14 protein-coding genes are annotated in these 17,754 nt (G+C 41.6%); 6 read left to right on the forward strand and 8 right to left on the reverse strand.

The window, feature by feature from the left end; all coding sequences use genetic code 11:
* Window positions 1-33: 33 nt before the first annotated feature.
* Window positions 34-1,158 carry a ribosomal protein uL16 3-hydroxylase gene (locus PROVRUST_RS13400; RefSeq protein WP_006815395.1) on the forward strand — a complete coding sequence of 375 codons (1,125 nt, stop codon included), beginning with the start codon at window positions 34-36 and terminating at the stop codon, window positions 1,156-1,158.
* An 89-nt stretch (window positions 1,159-1,247) separates the two neighbouring features.
* On the opposite strand, the gene pepT is transcribed toward PROVRUST_RS13400, so the two are convergent.
* Window positions 1,248-2,492, reverse strand: coding sequence for a peptidase T (gene pepT / locus PROVRUST_RS13405; protein WP_006815396.1), 1,245 nt, complete (start codon window positions 2,490-2,492; stop codon window positions 1,248-1,250).
* A 404-nt stretch (window positions 2,493-2,896) separates the two neighbouring features.
* On the opposite strand from pepT, the gene PROVRUST_RS13410 reads away from it, so the two are divergent.
* Window positions 2,897-3,607 (forward strand): SDR family NAD(P)-dependent oxidoreductase, encoded by a 711-nt coding sequence (locus tag PROVRUST_RS13410; protein ID WP_039855279.1) that lies wholly within the window; start codon window positions 2,897-2,899, stop codon window positions 3,605-3,607.
* Between the two features lie 44 nt (window positions 3,608-3,651).
* On the opposite strand, the gene cobB is transcribed toward PROVRUST_RS13410, so the two are convergent.
* Window positions 3,652-4,479, reverse strand: coding sequence for a Sir2 family NAD+-dependent deacetylase (cobB, locus tag PROVRUST_RS13415; protein WP_039855281.1), 828 nt, complete (start codon window positions 4,477-4,479; stop codon window positions 3,652-3,654).
* 272 nt (window positions 4,480-4,751) lie between these two features.
* On the opposite strand from cobB, the gene PROVRUST_RS13420 reads away from it, so the two are divergent.
* On the forward strand, window positions 4,752-5,249 hold the full coding sequence (locus tag PROVRUST_RS13420) for a TIGR00645 family protein (protein ID WP_006815399.1): 498 nt from the start codon (window positions 4,752-4,754) through the stop codon (window positions 5,247-5,249).
* A gap of 64 nt (window positions 5,250-5,313) precedes the next feature.
* Here PROVRUST_RS13420 and PROVRUST_RS13425 read toward each other — a convergent pair whose 3' ends face one another.
* Entirely contained in the window at window positions 5,314-6,291 is a 978-nt protein-coding gene (locus PROVRUST_RS13425) for an alpha/beta fold hydrolase (protein WP_039855283.1), read from the reverse strand.
* A gap of 209 nt (window positions 6,292-6,500) precedes the next feature.
* On the opposite strand from PROVRUST_RS13425, the gene PROVRUST_RS13430 reads away from it, so the two are divergent.
* Window positions 6,501-7,109: a TetR/AcrR family transcriptional regulator gene (locus PROVRUST_RS13430; RefSeq protein WP_006815401.1), complete on the forward strand. Its 609-nt coding sequence runs from the start codon at window positions 6,501-6,503 to the stop codon at window positions 7,107-7,109.
* 19 nt (window positions 7,110-7,128) lie between these two features.
* Window positions 7,129-8,310: an SGNH/GDSL hydrolase family protein gene (locus PROVRUST_RS13435; protein WP_006815402.1), complete on the forward strand. Its 1,182-nt coding sequence runs from the start codon at window positions 7,129-7,131 to the stop codon at window positions 8,308-8,310.
* 36 nt (window positions 8,311-8,346) lie between these two features.
* On the opposite strand, the gene lolE is transcribed toward PROVRUST_RS13435, so the two are convergent.
* From lolE to lolC, 3 genes are read right to left on the reverse strand one after another with little or no spacing between them, the layout of a single operon-like run.
* Window positions 8,347-9,591, reverse strand: a complete 1,245-nt coding sequence (lolE, locus tag PROVRUST_RS13440; RefSeq protein WP_211207515.1) for a lipoprotein-releasing ABC transporter permease subunit LolE — start codon at window positions 9,589-9,591, stop codon at window positions 8,347-8,349.
* A gap of 2 nt (window positions 9,592-9,593) precedes the next feature.
* Complete coding sequence (gene lolD / locus PROVRUST_RS13445; protein ID WP_006815404.1) at window positions 9,594-10,295, reverse strand: lipoprotein-releasing ABC transporter ATP-binding protein LolD; 702 nt, start codon at window positions 10,293-10,295, stop codon at window positions 9,594-9,596.
* Complete coding sequence (lolC, locus tag PROVRUST_RS13450) at window positions 10,288-11,490, reverse strand: lipoprotein-releasing ABC transporter permease subunit LolC (protein ID WP_039855287.1); 1,203 nt, start codon at window positions 11,488-11,490, stop codon at window positions 10,288-10,290. The genes lolD and lolC overlap by 8 nt, the downstream gene beginning before the upstream one ends.
* A gap of 227 nt (window positions 11,491-11,717) precedes the next feature.
* Here lolC and mfd point away from each other — a divergent pair, with 227 nt between their 5' ends.
* Window positions 11,718-15,164, forward strand: coding sequence for a transcription-repair coupling factor (mfd, locus tag PROVRUST_RS13455; RefSeq protein WP_006815407.1), 3,447 nt, complete (start codon window positions 11,718-11,720; stop codon window positions 15,162-15,164).
* 61 nt (window positions 15,165-15,225) lie between these two features.
* Here the strand turns inward: mfd and umoD are convergent, their stop codons facing one another.
* On the reverse strand, window positions 15,226-15,831 hold the full coding sequence (gene umoD / locus PROVRUST_RS13460) for a UmoD family flagellar biogenesis regulator (protein WP_006815408.1): 606 nt from the start codon (window positions 15,829-15,831) through the stop codon (window positions 15,226-15,228).
* 489 nt (window positions 15,832-16,320) lie between these two features.
* Complete coding sequence (locus PROVRUST_RS13465) at window positions 16,321-17,625, reverse strand: NAD(P)/FAD-dependent oxidoreductase (protein WP_006815409.1); 1,305 nt, start codon at window positions 17,623-17,625, stop codon at window positions 16,321-16,323.
* Window positions 17,626-17,754: the final 129 nt, after the last annotated feature.

The following is a 17,754-nucleotide window of genomic DNA, read 5'->3' on the forward strand; positions in this document are numbered from 1 at the left end:
TAGGAAGATTTGTAATAACTAGGGAACAATAAGATGGATTATAAACTGAATCTTGACTGGCAGAGTTTTCTGGACAGTCATTGGCAGAAACGACCTCTGCTTATCAAACAGGGTTTTACGCGTTTTATTGATCCTATCTCGCCTGATGAACTCGCGGGATTAGCGATGGAAGATGAAGTTGACAGCCGTTTAGTCAGCCATAAAGATGGGAATTGGCAGGTTGCACACGGACCTTTCAAAAGCTATGACCACCTTGGTGACGAAAACTGGTCTATTTTAGTTCAAGCTGTTGACCACTGGCATCATCCAAGTGCACAGCTCATGAAACCTTTTAGAGTCCTTTCTGACTGGCGTATGGATGATTTAATGATCTCCTACTCTGTACCGGGAGGCGGTGTCGGTCCCCACTTAGACCAATACGACGTATTTATCATTCAGGGTGAAGGTCGCCGCCGTTGGCGAGTTGGGGAAAAAATCCCAATGAAGCAACACTGCCCTCATCCTGACTTACTACAAGTTCATCCGTTTGATGCCATTATCGATGAAGAGATGGAACCCGGCGATATCCTGTATATCCCACCTGGATTTCCTCACGAAGGCTATGCTATTGAGCCATCGTTGAACTTCTCTGTTGGCTTCCGAGCACCCAACACACGTGAATTGATCAGTAGCTTTGCTGACCATTTAATTTCTAATGATTTGGGCAGCTACCGTTATAGCGATCCTGATCTCTCTTTCCGCGATAATCCGGCAGAAATTCTGCAAGGTGAGCAAATCAAGCTGCGTGAAATGATGCAGTCATTGATCAATGATCCTGACCTGTTCCGCCAATGGCTAGGCGAGTTTATTTCACAATCCCGTCACGAGCTAGATTTGGCTCCACCAGAGCCTCCTTACGAGCAGGATGAGATTTATAACTTACTGAAAGAGCAACAAGAAACACTGTTCAAATTAAATGGTCTCAGAGCGTTACGTGTCGGTGATCAGTTCTTTGTGAATGGTGAGTCTTTGGATACTCAATGCTATGAAGCTGCGGACAGTTTATGTCGCTTTGACTCAGTCAATCACGAAAATCTAGGCGATGCCCTTGATGATGTAAACTTCATCGCACTGATTACCGCGCTGGTGAATAGTGGTTATTGGTATTTTGAAGATTAATCATTTAGCCAATCCTTAAATAGCAAAATGCCCCATTCAAATTGACTTTAAATGGGGCATTTCACTTCTTACCTACTACTACATTCAATCTATTTCAAGGTATTGCACTTAGCATGAATAGCGGTTAATTCGGCAATACGCATGATGACACTCACCGCCTGCTCCATGCCTTCCTGAGTAATAAACTCATGTTTACTGTGGAAATTATATCCACCTGTAAAAATATTTGGGCAAGGTAAGCCGCGGAATGACAATTGAGCACCATCGGTTCCACCACGAATGGGTTGGATAATTGGCTCAATCTCACAATCAATCATTGCCTGTTTGGCTAATTCCACAACATGAGGATATTTCATCACCTCTTTATGCATGTTGTAATAGCTATCATCCAAAGTGAGTTCGATATAGCAATTTGGATGTAACCCTTCTCCCACTTTCTCTGCAATACGGATAATATTTTTCTTCCGTGCTTCAAAACTAGCAAAATCAAAATCACGGATAATATAATTCATTTCCGCTTTCTCCACGTTACCTTTAATCGAGGTTAAGTGATAAAAGCCTTCATATCCTTCGGTTTTTTCAGGTGTTTCATCCACAGGTAGCATGGAGTGAATTCGGTTTGCTAAACCTAAAGCATTAACCATCACACCTTTTGCCTTACCCGGATGAGTATTGTTTCCGACGATTTTAATTGAAACGTTAGCTGCGTTAAAGTTTTCAAACTCTAATTCCCCAACACCTCCGCCATCAACGGTGTAGGCCCACTTTGCATCAAATTCTTTTAAATCGATATGTTGTGCTCCACGCCCAATTTCTTCATCGGGAGTGAAAGCAATACAAATTTTCCCGTGAGGAACATTTTGACCTTGCAAGCGCACCAATGCCGTAATGATCTCAGCAATACCGGCTTTATCATCCGCACCTAATAAGGTTTTACCATCCGTCATGATCAATGTTTTGCCAATCATTTCATGTAATACAGGAAACATAACGGGTGATAAAACTTCATCACCAATACCGAGAGCTATATCTCCACCACGGTAGTTTTCTAGTACTTGAGGGCAAACATTTTTACCTGAAAAATCAGGAGCGGTATCCAAGTGGGAAATAAAACCGATTGCAGGAACATCCCAATCAACATTGGATGGCAAACACGCTGTTAAACACCCCTGATCCGTTAAAGTCACTTTGTCAAAACCAAGCTGAGTAAGCTCTTTTGCCAACGCACGGGCAAATTTTAGCTGACCAGTGCTACTGGGTACTGTTTTTGCATGTAGTTTTGACTGTGTATCAAAAGCTGTATATTCAAAAAACCGCTCCAAGAGCTTGTCCATACCTCATCCCCCTAAATATCAACAGGCATATTATGGGAAAGATCACAGAATCAATTATTGTTTCAAATCAGCTTTGCAGCTAAATAATGAAAATATCTAATAAAACAGTAGCAATCCGAATATTAACCATAGAATTAATATGGTTTATATTAGATGCTAATAATTGTAACCTGAAATTATTAACATCAAAAATACAGCATAAAAACAATGAATTACAAAAAAACAAAACCCTTTGAACAACTTAATTAAATAGTCGACTTTCGATTAATTAATATATAAGAAAAATAATAAATTAGCTTTACTATTAAGATTGATATGCACATTTTAATAACTGATTACGTTATAAATTATGTTATATATGCACCATCCCTATGATAAAAACAGCTTTAGCGATGGAAATAAATATGGCAAAAACATTTTTAATTTATGGTGTAAGTAAAGGTTTAGGTAAAGCATTAGTCGAAGGATTGCCCAGTACCTCTGACACAATTTATGGTGTTTCTCGTTCAGAGCCACCCTTTAACAACCCTCAATTTCACTGGATAGCCGCAGACCTAAGTGAGAGTCATTCCGCCTCAAAAATTAAGCAGCATATGGGTGGTCAACCTATTGATACATTAATTTATAATGTGGGAATCTGGGAGACACTGGCTTTTACACCTGACTACCATTTTGAATCTACCGATGACACAGAATTGCTGGCGATGATCCAGACAAATATCAGTGCCTGTCTCTTAAATCTGAAAGCCTTATTACCGAATTTACGCTTAGGCACAAACAGCAAAGTGATTTTAATCGGGTCAACATGGGGATTAGATAATCATAAGGGCCAAGAAGTGGTATTTAGTGCCACAAAATATGCACTACGAGGGATTGTTCAATCCCTGAGGGAAACGTTGCGTCACGATAAAATTGGTATCTCTATTTTAAATTTAGGCTATCTTGCTACAGAATATCCGCTATCAATGCCCGTTAATGAAGTGATAGCTCAGAACAATGGGGAATCCATTCCTCTGCAAGATGTTGTTAGCGCTGTTCGCTTTATACTCAGCACCAGTAACGCCACCTGTGTTAAAGAGATAACCATGCCCGCGATGATGGACGAAAATGTCTAAATAGAAACCCGAGTTAGGAAAGATTCAGCGTCCTAACTCTTGCATTATTTTTCGCCATTTAACTCAGCCAATAAATTATCCACATATTCCACCACCACTTCACTTGCGAGTCCATAATGTCTTTCTTCAAATTCACTTTCTACTTGGCTAGGCTCTAAATTCAGTTCCACGGTATGTGCCCCTTGCAATCGTGCTTCATGGACAAATCCAGCGGCAGGATAGACATGCCCTGATGTCCCAATCGAGATAAAAATAGTCGCATCACCTAATGCCTGATAAATACGATCCATCTCAAATGGCATTTCACCAAACCAAACGATATGAGGTCGTAGCGGCTGTGGAAATTGACAGCAATGGCATCGCTCATCCACAGATAAATTCCCTGTCCACTCCAACACTTGGTTAGACCAATTACAACGTACTTTTAATAATTCGCCATGCATGTGAATGACACGCTGACTTCCTGCTCGCTCGTGGAGATTATCAATATTTTGGGTAATTAGTAGGAAATTATCCCCTAAAGCCTGTTCTAATTTTGCCAAGGCATAATGTGCGGCATTTGGCTGGATATTATCTTGCTGCAACTGTTTTCGGCGCTCATTATAAAAACGTTGCACTAATGCTGGGTCACGTGCAAAACCTTCCGGTGTTGCCACATCTTCCACGCGATGCTCTTCCCATAAACCATCCGCTGAGCGAAAAGTTTGAATGCCAGATTCGGCAGAGATACCAGCTCCGGTTAAGACAACCACTTTAATTTTTTGCATAGTTGGCAATCGACTATCAATGTAAAAAGAACGGTTACGAATTCGTTGGCGGCGTTTACATTTGTTTTTGTTGATTTTTTTTAGTCTACGACTGAATCGCAACATCGGAAATATCCTTTATCCTTGCAGTAAGTGAGTATCAATATAAATGCTGTATATTATATTATTTATACATAATTCAGATAGTAACATACTTAAACTCATCATCTGTTGCAAAGCAAAACAAATATATCAATAACCTCGATTCGATAACTTTTTTATCATTAAAAGGACATTTTTTTTACTTTTAAACGACAAAAAACTTTATCCCCGTCACAGCAAACCGTTAGAATACTCCTTATCTGTTAATTTCGATTCTCATAATTTGAAGGGTTTACATGGAAAAGTTTTTTGAAAGAATGATGTATGCATCGCGCTGGCTTCTTGCCCCCGTTTATTTAGGTTTATCACTGGCACTGCTCGCGTTAACAATTAAATTTTTCCAAGAAATGTTTCATATTCTACCTAATATTTTATCTATTCCTGAGGCAGACCTGATTCTAACGCTATTATCATTGATCGATATGGCGCTTGTGGGCGGTCTGTTAGTCATGGTGATGTTTTCTGGATATGAAAATTTTGTCTCGCAACTCAACCTTTCTGATAAACAAGAAAAACTGAATTGGATAGGCACGATGGATGCCACCTCGCTAAAAAATAAAGTCGCTGCGTCTATTGTGGCAATTTCATCGATCCATTTATTGAAGATTTTCATGAACCTCAAAAATATCGAAAATGACAAATTACTGTGGTATGTGATCCTGCATCTGACATTTGTTTTATCTGCTTTTGTGATGGGTTATTTGGATAAAATGACTAAGAAGAATAAATATTAAGTAACAAAAATTACCCAATAAGAATAAGGGAAGCATTCCTAGCCTTCCCTTATTTAATATCAAATTATTGTTTCAAAAATGGCAATAAATAGCTCATTAACTGTTCTGGGCACTCTTCTGTCACAAAGTGACCACATTCACCAAGCATTGCACCTTGTAACTGATTTGCTCTTCCCTGTAGCGTCAGTTGTGGCGCATCCCGTGTTGCGTGGTCAGCGCCAATCGCCAATACTGGCATAGTGAGTTTTTTCTGCGCCCGTAACTTATTTTGCTGTATGGTCTGGGGGATTGCACGGTAATAAGCAAAACCCGCTCTTAATCCACCCGGTGAAGCATAAGCGTCAATATAGGTTTGTGCGGCAACACGATCACGTCGATACGCCCAGTTATCAAAAATAAAATTAAGATATTCACTCTCTTTGCCAGCGGTTAGCATTTCAGGTAAATCTCGTACCTGATTAAACATAAAATGCCACAAGAAAATATTTTCTTCCGGGCTAACAAATAGACTTGGCGCTGGTGCTAATCCTGGAATAACCGCTTCCATTAATGCTATTTTTTTCACTTCTTCTGGGTAATCACTCGCCAAGGCATACCCTACCCACATACCGATATCATGCCCGACAATAGAATACTGGGTATGGCCTAACTGCGTCATCATTTCATGCAATGTTGTCGCAGCAGCTCCCGTATCATAACCACTCTCTGGTTTGTCTGAATACCCTGTACCTAGTGGATCGACAGCAATTGCCATATACCCATTTGCAGCAAGTTCCGTCATGACATAACGCCACGTATACCATGTTTGTGGCCAACCAGGGATCAGTAATACGGGCTCACCTGTTCCAGCAGTAACATAGTGAAGGCGCAGCCCATTCACCATGACATAATGATGTTCAAAATTATCTTCATCCGCCTGAATCGTTGATGCTATGGCAGTTGCGGCTGGTTGCTTAATGTTATTCATCCCGAATGTGACGGTACTGTGTAAAGAAAAAAACATCAGAAAAACCAGTAATAGCTTGTCAAATATTGCGTTCATATCTATTCCATAAAATTGGTTGAGTATCACAAGCCATTTTTCAGGTGTGAGAATCTATTGGGATTATGTAAAAATCAATTCTTTGTCGATCAACAATGAATAGGTTAGATGGCTTTAACATTCTTTGTCAATCGATAAATAATTATTCTTTGTTAATCCACAAAGAAATGCTACGATAAATTCAGTCATCACTAAGAGGAAAATTATTTATGGCAGGAAGACCACGAGAGTTCGATCGGGCAGCAGCGTTAAATAAAGCAAAATTTGTATTCTGGCAACGGGGCTATGAAGGCACATCGATGTCTGATTTAGTGGCGGCACTAGGCATTGCCTCTGCCCGTATTTATGCTGCATTCGGTTCAAAAGAAAATCTTTTCCGTGAAGCTATTTCACTTTATCTTAGCCAAGAAGGTGCTTTTGCTGACGAGGCTCTACAAGAAGCCGATACTCGATTCGCAATTGAAAAGTTATTAACTCAAGCAGTTGAAACTTATACGCAGCAAGATAGGCCCCATGGTTGCATGGTCGTGCTATCACTGACCAACTATGCTCGTGAAAATGAAAGCATTATGTCTTGGCTAGCGAGCTATCGACAAGCACGGACGACATCCATTATTCAACGCATAAAAGAGGGAATGAATGTCGGCGATTTACCCAAAGATACCGATGCTCTGGCGCTTGGTAACTATATAGCAACCCTATTTCATGGCATCTCTATTCAGGCACGCGACGGCGTAAGTAAAGACAATCTACTTAGCATGGTGCATACCGCTATGAACGCGTTTAATACGCTAACCTCACCATCAAATATCCATTAATTTTAGGGAAATATACATCATGCCCGTTTTAGATTCATTTCCCCATAATCCGTGGGTTTGTACATGGCTTGCAACGTCACAACCCACATACGGTGAAGCTTTTCCACTTCCTGTAGGAATTCCCGCAACGCTGTGTAATCAAACCGTGCGTCAAACTTTACGGATTAGTTTAGGCGGGCAAAAGTTGCGTTTTAAGTTTTCTAATCGTTATGGGACACAACCCTTAACTTTGGGAGAAAGTCATTTTGTGTTGAAAGCCCCATCAGGGGAGCAGTGGATTATGCCCATTACATTTGATGGTCAATGCGAAATCGTAATTCCCACAGGAAAAACCATCTATAGTGATGAAGTTATACAATCAGTTCCTGCATTATCCGAAATAGAGCTTCGAACCTATTTACCCGAGCTAGTCCATTTAAAAACATTTCACTGGGATGCGCGCCACTATTCCCAGTTGGAGTCAGGCAATCGAATTCGGGAAGAGGCAGATAAAAACAGTCTGTTGATAAGTTCTCGCCTGCTACTAGAAAGTGTCGACATTCAGCCTAACGTTCCAAGCCAAACAGTGGTCGTCATTGGTGATTCAATGGTGGATGGTAATGGGGTTGAAATGGGGACTTATGCGCGCTGGATTGATTTTCTCGCTGAGCGGCTGATCTCAAAATCGGCAGCGGTAGTTAATGCTGGGCAATCCGGTTCTCGCTTACTAAAAGATGGTATTGGTATTAGCACATTATCTCGCTTTACACAGGATGTCATCGACCAACCCTGTATCTCCACGTGTATTGTACAAGTAGGTTTAAATGATCTAGGACTCGCTGAAACCGCTCTTGCGCCTACGGATATCATTCCATCCGCCAACATGTTGATTAATGGATATCAGCAATTACTTAAGATGGCGCATAAGAAAGGTCTTCATGTTGTCGGTGTGACCCTTGTTCCTCTACGATGTGAAGAGGAATATGGATTGGAAAACTTCTATTCATCTGAAAAGGAAGCTATTCGGCAAACGGTAAACCAATGGATACGATCTAGTGGGGAATTCGATGCGTTAATTGATAGTGACCAACTCGTCTGTGATGCGGAAAATTCTCAGCAACTGAAATCAATCTATAATTCCGGCGACCACCTTCACCTCAATAAAGCCGGGCATCGCCATATCGCGGAGTCGATCTCCCTTGATTCGATTTTAAGATGCTAAAAAATGAGAGCCAGTAAAAACTGACTCTCACCGATATTATTGGCCGCTTAGAATGCGAGCTGGATCTAATTTACTGGCTCGTCTAGCTGGATACCAACTGGCTAACAAGCTTAGGATAATCGTAGTGATTAATACGTAAACCACATCCATCACATGCAACTCTGAAGGTAAAAAATCAATAAAATAGACATCGCCAGATAAGATAGGATGCCCAACCAGTATTTCTAATCCTTTGATCAGCGTCGTAAGGTTCAGAGAGACCAAGACGCCCAATACAACGCCTATCAAAGAGCCGACCAATCCACCCAACAACCCATACCATAAGAAAATGGCGCGGATCTGTTTATCTTTTGCGCCTAATGTCCTGAGCACCGCGATATCGCTACTTTTATCTTTTACCGCCATCACCAATGTCGAGACAATATTAAAACAGGCAACACCAATGACCAAAATCATGGCCAAATACATAATGCTGCGCACCATTTGAATATCGTTGTACATGTAGCCATAATCACCAATCCAGCTTTTGACTACCACGTGATGCATCGTTTTTAGCCCAGCATCGTACACAACTTTGTCAGCTTCAAATGGGTCGGTCGCTTTAATTTCAAAGCCACTGATACCATCCCCATAGCCCAAATATTCTTGTGCATCCGCCAGTGGGATCAATGCCAATTGGTGATCAAGTAAACCACTTAAGCGGAAAATCCCCGTCACCTGCACGCGAATACGTTTAGGTTGTTGGATTTTCATGCTGGCGTCAGTATTGGGGATCATAATCGTTACCCAATCCCCTTCCTTCACATTCAGGGAATTCGCAACGCCTTGCCCTAAAATAATCGATTGTTTACCCGCTTCAAAATGCTGCCATGCATCATTTAAAATAAATTGCGGCAATGCACTGACTTGGGATTCAGTTTCGCGAGAAACGCCCATGATTTGAATTGCTTTGAGGTTAACGCCGCGTTCTAATAACCCAGTAAAATTAACGTAAGGGCTAACCGCTTGAACTCCCGGTGTATTGCGGATAATTTTCTGTGCATATTCCCAATCATTATAAGGCGCTTCAACCGCATAAATTTGCCCATGAGGGACCACTGAAAGCACGCGATTGTTTAGCTCACGCTCAAAACCATTCATGGCACTAAGACCAATAATGAGTACCGCTACCCCAAGAACGATCCCCAGTGTAGATACGATAGAAACCAATGACACCATGCCAGTACGACGGCGTCCTCGGCTAAAACGCAATGCCGCTAATAGCGTCAGGGGCATTTTGATCATTACATCGCCCCCAACGTAATTTCCTGTTGCAAATGACCATCTCGCATTTCTAAGCGACGCGATAAGCGGCTTGCTAGTTTCATATCATGGGTGACCACTAAAAATGCCGTGCGTTGTTTACGATTTAATTCGCCTAACAACTCAAAAATAGCGTCTGCATTACGTAAATCCAAGTTACCCGTTGGTTCATCCGCCAGCACTAATGCAGGGTCATTGACCAACGCTCTAGCAATCGCTACTCTCTGTCGTTCACCACCTGATAATTCCGATGGGCGGTGATTCGCGCGATGATCTAATCCCACTGCTTTTAGCATTTCAGTGGCTTTTTCAAACGCGGGGGCTTTAGCCATACCACCAATTAATAGTGGCATCGCCACATTTTCAAGTGCCGTAAAATCTGGCAGTAAATGGTGAAATTGATAAATAAACCCCAAATCTTTATTACGAATAGCGGCACGTGCATCAGAAGACAACTGATTAATATGCTGACCACGGAAAATAACATTACCTTGAGATGGCGTATCTAAGCCACCGAGTAAATGCAGCAAAGTACTTTTACCTGAACCTGAGCTACCGACGATAGCCATGGTTTCCCCTTCGCTCATCGTAAAGCTGACATTCTTTAACACTTCTGTCGACAATGTCCCTTCTTGGTACACCTTACTTAAATTTTCACAGATCAGAAGTGGTTGATTATTCATATCGTAAAGCCTCAGCAGGTTGAACCGCAGCCGCACGCCAAGAAGGATAAAGCGTCGCTAGCAATGAAATCAGCATTGCGCAAAGCGCAATAATTAAAATACCCGAATAGTCGAGCACAATCGGTAATTCAACACCTTTTGGTAGTAGTCCAATTAGCGGCATCAGGACGTTCAATTGGCTGGAAAGGATCGTTCCTATAATTGTGCCAATTAACGTTCCAACAATTCCAGCCCCCGCTCCTTGGATCATAAAAATAGCCAATATTTTGCTACGTTTGAGTCCTAAGGTTTTCAGGATTGCCACTTCCCCTTGTTTTTCCATCACCAACAAAGATAAGGACGTAATAATGTTAAATGCTGCGACAGCAATAATTAGACTAAGTAATAATCCCATCATATTTTTTTCCATCCTAACGGCTTGGAAAAATTCGCCTTTACGTTCCCGCCAGTCGGTCCAAATTAATCCCTTTGGCAATATCTGTTCACTCAATACATCCACTTTCAGTGGTTCATCAAGATATAAACGCCAGCCTGTAATATTGCCCGCAGGATAACGAAGCATGCGTGCAGCATCAGCTTGAGCAACGATCAATTCGCTAGTATCGGCTTCACCATTAGTTTGGAAAATACCCGCAACCGTAAATAAACGTTGGCTAGGAATACGCCCCATTGGGGTTAATTGGCTAACACCTGGAATGATAAGGCGGATGTCTTCTCCGCGCTTAACGCCTAACGTTTCCGCAAGACGCTTACCGAGAAAGACGTTATAACGCCCGTCAATCAGGTCATTACGGTCTCCACTAATTAATTTATCGAGTAATAGCGATGATTCATCGGAATTGATCCCAGCCATTACCCCAACACCAACATTAGTGCGACTTTGTAATACCACGTCCGATTGCACAATGGGTTCGATTTTCTTCACACCCTGTAAATGCTGTAAATCGGTGATCGGGTATTGTTTTGGGTCGATATTTCCCGCACTTGATGTCAATATAGCCTGTGGCATATAAGCGAGTATGCTATCTTGTAATGAACGTTCAAAACCGTTCATTACAGAAGTTACAGTAATGAGTGCGGCAACCCCTAGAGTGATGCCTATTGCCGACAAGCTTGATACAAAACGACCAAACTTATCGACAGCCCGTCCACGCATATAACGTAGACCTATAAATAGTGAGACAGATTGGTGCATCAAAACGTAATGTCCCTGTTGCCAAAGCGAAGTGTTCAGGGATAATAAAGGGTACGATAGATGAATGGAACCACCCAACCACGCTTTTGTGGTTTTTTTTATTACTGATACAATTTGTTTAGATCACTTTCAGACTATTCAATGAATTCTGTGGGTTGTTTACTTGATTTTTAATTGCCTAACTAATCATTAATTAGCTAGTTAGATATGAGAAGCTGAATATTTCTATGTCGTCAAAATTTCGTTATGAACTCCCAAGCCGTGCTGGTGATATCCGCCATTTAGGTTGTTTAGTTGGTGCCGCAGGTCCCCTCGAATGTGCGGAAATGATTGAACGCCACCAAGGACCGGTTGTTATTGTTACTCGCGATATGCAAAATGCACTACGCGTTCGTGATGAACTCCACCAGTTCACTCAATATCCTATTGAAGCCTTATCAGATTGGGAAACTCTCCCCTACGATAATTTTTCACCACATCAAGAAATTATTTCTCATCGCTTATCGACGTTGTATCGTTTGCCTACTATGCAAAAAGGGGCGCTGATCCTCCCTGTTAATACGCTGATGCAAAAAGTGTGTCCACCCGATTTTCTTACTGGGCATGCATTGGTGATGGCGAAAGGGGATAAACTGTCCCGAGACAATTTACGAGAAGAACTGGATAAGGCGGGCTATCGTCATGTTGAACAGGTTCTTGAACATGGTGAATATGCTATTCGTGGTGCACTCCTCGACCTCTTTCCCATGGGCAGTGACTTACCGTTCCGCATTGATTTTTTTGACGACGAAATCGATAGTTTACGTACCTTTGATGTAGATACCCAACGAACCTTAGAAGAAGTTCCTGACATTAATTTACTGCCGGCTCACGAATTCCCAACAGATAAAGACGCGATTGAGCGTTTTCGCAGTCAATGGCGGGAACGTTTTGAAGTACGCCGTGATCCTGAGCATATTTATCAGCAAGTGAGTAAACAGACTTTACCCAGTGGTATTGAGTATTGGCAGCCACTATTTTTTGCTGAGCCACTGCCTTCTTTGTTTGACTATTTACCTGCAAATACCTTGTTTGTTTCACAAAACCTACAAGAACCTGCCGAGCGTTTTCAGCAAGATGCCAAACAACGCTATGAGAGCCGTGGTGTTGACCCAATGCGCCCGCTACTTCCTCCTGAAGAACTGTGGTTAACCGTCGAACAACTGAATCAACATTTAAAAAACTGGCCACGGATTCAACTTTCCATTGATTCATTACCGAAGAAAGCGGCAAATACCAATTTAGATTACCAACCACTACCGGACATTAGTACCCAAGGTCAGAGTAAAACACCGCTAGAAAAATTACGCCAGTTTACGGAACAGTTCGATGGTACGATTGTTTTTTCTGTAGAAAGTGAAGGTCGCCGAGAAACGGTTAGCGAGCTGCTAGCGCGCTTAAAAATTCGTCCAGAGATTATTCCCCATTACACATCTCCGACAGAAAGCCGCTTTGCCATTACCATCGGGGCTGCTGAGCATGGATTTATTCAAACTGAAAGCCGTCGCGCCCTTATTTGTGAAAGTGATTTGCTGGGTGAACGTGTTGCCCGTCGCCGTAGTGACACCCGTCGAACAATTAACACCGATACTCTGATCCGCAACCTTGCAGAGTTACGCCCTGGCCAACCCGTGGTGCATATTGAGCATGGTGTCGGCCGCTATCAGGGTTTAACAACTCTAGAGGCTGGCGGTATCCAAGCCGAATATTTAATCCTTACCTATGCTGGGAATGACAAGCTGTATGTGCCTGTCTCTTCATTACATTTGATCAGCCGTTACGCAGGTGGCGCTGATGAGAATGCACCCTTGCATAAATTGGGTAGCGATAGCTGGGGACGCGCTCGCCAAAAAGCGGCGGAGCGAGTCCGTGATGTGGCTGCTGAACTATTGGATATTTACGCTCAGCGCGCTGCCAAAGCAGGCTTTGCATTTAAACACGATAAGCAGCAATATCAAGAATTTTGCCACGGGTTCCCGTTTGAAACCACTGCTGACCAAGAGATGGCAATCAATGCCGTCTTGAGTGACATGTGCCAACCTATTGCGATGGATCGTTTAGTGTGTGGTGATGTGGGCTTTGGTAAAACAGAAGTCGCCATGCGCGCAGCATTTTTAGCCATCAGTAATAATAAGCAAGTCGCCGTACTGGTGCCAACGACCCTATTAGCTCAGCAACATTTTGATAATTTCCGTGACCGATTTGCAAATTGGCCCGTACGAATTGAAATGTTATCCCGCTTTAGAACCGCGAAAGAGCAGCAGCAAATTATTAGTGATACCGCAGAAGGTAAAGTGGATATTCTGATTGGTACCCATAAATTATTGCAAAATGATATCCACTGGAAAGACCTTGGGCTACTGGTCGTTGATGAAGAGCATCGATTTGGTGTGCGCCATAAAGAGCGCATTAAAGCCATGCGCGCCGATGTGGATATTTTAACATTGACCGCAACGCCTATCCCTCGAACCTTAAATATGGCCATGAGTGGAATGCGCGATCTCTCGATTATAGCAACTCCACCCGCTCGCCGATTAGCCGTAAAAACCTTTGTTCGCCAATATGATGATTTGATCGTTCGCGAAGCAATCCTGCGGGAAACTTTACGCGGTGGTCAGGTTTATTATCTATATAACGACGTCGAAAATATTGAAAAAGCCAAAGCTCGACTTGAAGCCTTGGTTCCTGAAGCGCGCTTTGTGGTTGGTCACGGTCAGATGCGTGAACGAGAATTAGAACGCGTTATGACCGATTTTCACCATCAGCGTTTTAATGTATTAATTTGCACCACAATTATTGAAACCGGTATCGATATTCCAACGGCCAATACCATCATTATTGAACGTGCTGATCATTTTGGTTTAGCCCAGTTACACCAACTGCGTGGACGCGTAGGTCGTTCTCATCATCAAGCTTATGCGTATTTGTTAACTCCACATCCAAAAGCCATGACGACGGACGCTCAAAAACGATTGGAAGCTATTTCATCCCTTGAGGATTTAGGCGCTGGCTTTGCTCTTGCGACCCATGATCTTGAGATCCGCGGGGCTGGCGAGCTACTCGGTGATGACCAAAGCGGTCAAATGACCACGATTGGTTTTACGCTATATATGGAACTGCTCGAAAGTGCGGTTGATGCCTTGAAAGAAGGTCGAGAGCCTTCTCTTGAAGATCTCACCAGCCAGCAAACTGAAATTGAATTACGTATGCCGGTACTTTTACCGGATGACTATATTCATGATGTTAATATTCGACTTTCTTTCTATAAGCGTATTGCTAGCGCTAAAGACCAACAGGAACTGGATGAACTTCGCATTGAGTTGATTGACCGCTTTGGCATGTTACCTGATGCTGGTAAATTTTTATTAGCCACTGCGGGGATCCGATTACAAGCCCAAAAACTGGGAGTCAAACGTATCGAAGCTCATGAAAAAGGCGGGTTTGTCGAATTTGGTGAGAAAAATAAGGTCGACCCAAGTTTCTTGATTAGCTTACTGCAAAATCAGCCAAAAACCTTCCGGCTAGACGGCCCCGTTAGACTGAAATTTTTCCATGATCTGGCAGATAGAGCTGGGCGCTTAGAATTTATTAAGCAGCTAATCTCTGATTTCGAAGAGCATCAATTACCATCATAAATATCTAAGCCGGTGCGAAAAAGGCTATCACATTAAATTGATAGCCTTTTCTATTCTAGAATTACTGAAAAATCCCAAAAGTATTTTGGCTTTTTTGTACTTCAAGAACATCATTCTGCTGGGTCGATAAAGGTAATTCATCTGGATGTAAGCAGTAAAATGGCATTAAATCTTTGCTTCCACTACGAACACTTTCACACACAGCTCGACTCGCCATACTTAAATCTAAACGCCCATCCTCATTTAATGGAATAAACATATTTGGTTTGTATGGCATTCTCACTTTACCGACTGAATTCCCTATTTGATAAACCACGTCATAACTCACAATAACTTGCTCAATACTATTTGTTATTACGCAGGTTTTTTGCTGGTTTTCCATCCTTAAAGGTAATGTTTTACTCTGTAAAGACTGGATAATTAAAATGGTTCTACATTCTCGTTGCGCTGGATGATAACGAGATAAAGATTCTTGACTAAACGAACCTAGGATCCCTGTCACTGAGCAATTTTCATGCTCAATAAGGCGGCTAGATTTTATCGGCTCTGTCGATAATACAGTGGCAAGTTTGGGGTCATTGGCGTGATAAAAAAAAGAAAAATAAATAAGCGTAGTCAGGCAAACAATAAGAAATGTGGCTAATAACAACTTTATTTTTAGCTTCATAGCTTGCCCTTAACATTTAAATGAACGAATAAAATCATTGTAACCTATCGCTAAGGTTCTACGATATTTACCTATTGAAAATAGTTTTTTTTTAGACTTTTCTTAGTCCTCGGTAAATATATTTTTAAACTCTTACATCGCTTCATATTTAATACCGTAAATAATAACTATTTATTTTTTAATCTATTATAAAAAATATATATTTTACATCAGGTTATATAACACAAAACACTAACCATACTCACTAGTGAGTATATCTATGTATTAGAAATGATTATTTATAGGTAATTTTAAATATTAAAACATACTTAACCAAAATCAATGGCGACAATTAGACTGTTTTATCACCTCTATTTAATTAATCAATGTCACTAATCTATTTAATTCATTGTTATTAATTGGGCCAATAATATGAATAACCCTCTATTATCGAATAAATAATAGAGGGTTTATTTATCATCGATAACGATGAACAATAATCGTTGTGGATTAATGTAGCTTAAGTTTCGGACGAATAATACGGTTAATACTTCCAACCAACATCATCAGCCCTGTTTTCACATAGCCATGTAGAGCTATCTGATGCATTCGGTAGAGTGAAATATAGACAAAACGAGCAATACGTCCTTCCACCATCATATTTCCACGTACTAAGTTCCCCATTAAGCTACCGACAGTACTAAAACGAGAAAGAGAAACTAATGAACCGTGATCTTTATAAATATAATTTTTAAGCGGCTTATCTTTCATTAATGCAATGATATTGTCATAACATAAACTCGCCATTTGATGAGCGGATTGCGCTCTTGGTGGCACAAAACCCCCTTCTGGTTTTGCACAAGAGGCACAGTCACCAATTGCAAAAATCGTGTCATCAAGGCTCGTTTGTAGTGTCGGCTTAACGACTAGTTGGTTGATACGGTTAGTCTCTAGCCCAGCAATATCTTTCATAAAATCAGGTGCTTTAATACCGGCCGCCCATACCATTAGATCCGCATAGATTTTGCCATCGTCCTTGGTATTTAATCCATCAGCATCGGCACTCGTGACCATAGTTTTCGTTAATACTTTAACACCTAACTTATTCAGTTCTTGGTGTGCAGCACCTGAAATTCGTGGCGGTAATGCAGGTAGAATACGCTCCCCGGCTTCCACTAATGTCACGTTAAGTGCGTCTGTATCTAAGCCTTTAAATCCATAACTTGTCAGCTGTTCAACCGCATTATAAAGCTCAGCAGATAATTCAACCCCCGTTGCACCGCCGCCCACAATAGCAATGTTAACCTTCTCTTCCGCGTTATCACGCACAGAATAACGCAGGAATAGATTCAACATTTCATCATGAAAACGGTGTGCTTGTGTTGGGCTATCTAAAAAGATGCAATGTTCTTTAACACCTGGGGTACCAAAATCATTTGACGTACTTCCCAATGCCATCACTAAAATGTCGTAATCAATCTCACGCAGAGGCACTAGCAGTTCGCCATTTTTATCGCGCAACTCCCCCAAAATAACTTTTTTATTTTCTCGGTCTATATTAGTTAGAGAACCTAACTGAAAATTAAATGCGTTATGGCGAGCATGTGCCAAATAACTTATTGCATCGACACCATCATCCAGTGATCCGGTGGCAACTTCGTGGAGTAAGGGTTTCCACAGATGGCTTGGATTGCGGTCAATAAGGGTGATTTCAGCACGTTTTTTACGTCCCAGCTTGCGCCCTAAGCGCGTTGCCAGTTCTAAACCGCCAGCACCACCACCAACAACAACGATTTTAGGTTGAGTTAAGGTCATAAGCCCCTCGAGTCAAAATATATTAATGTTATTTAAGATTTCTAATAACAAAAAACTTAAATAACACTGATTACCAATCATTTATATTAAAACTGGCAGAAGAATATCATGCATGGTCATTTGGTCATA

Source organism: Providencia rustigianii DSM 4541 (assembly GCF_000156395.1).
GTDB lineage: Bacteria > Pseudomonadota > Gammaproteobacteria > Enterobacterales > Enterobacteriaceae > Providencia > Providencia rustigianii.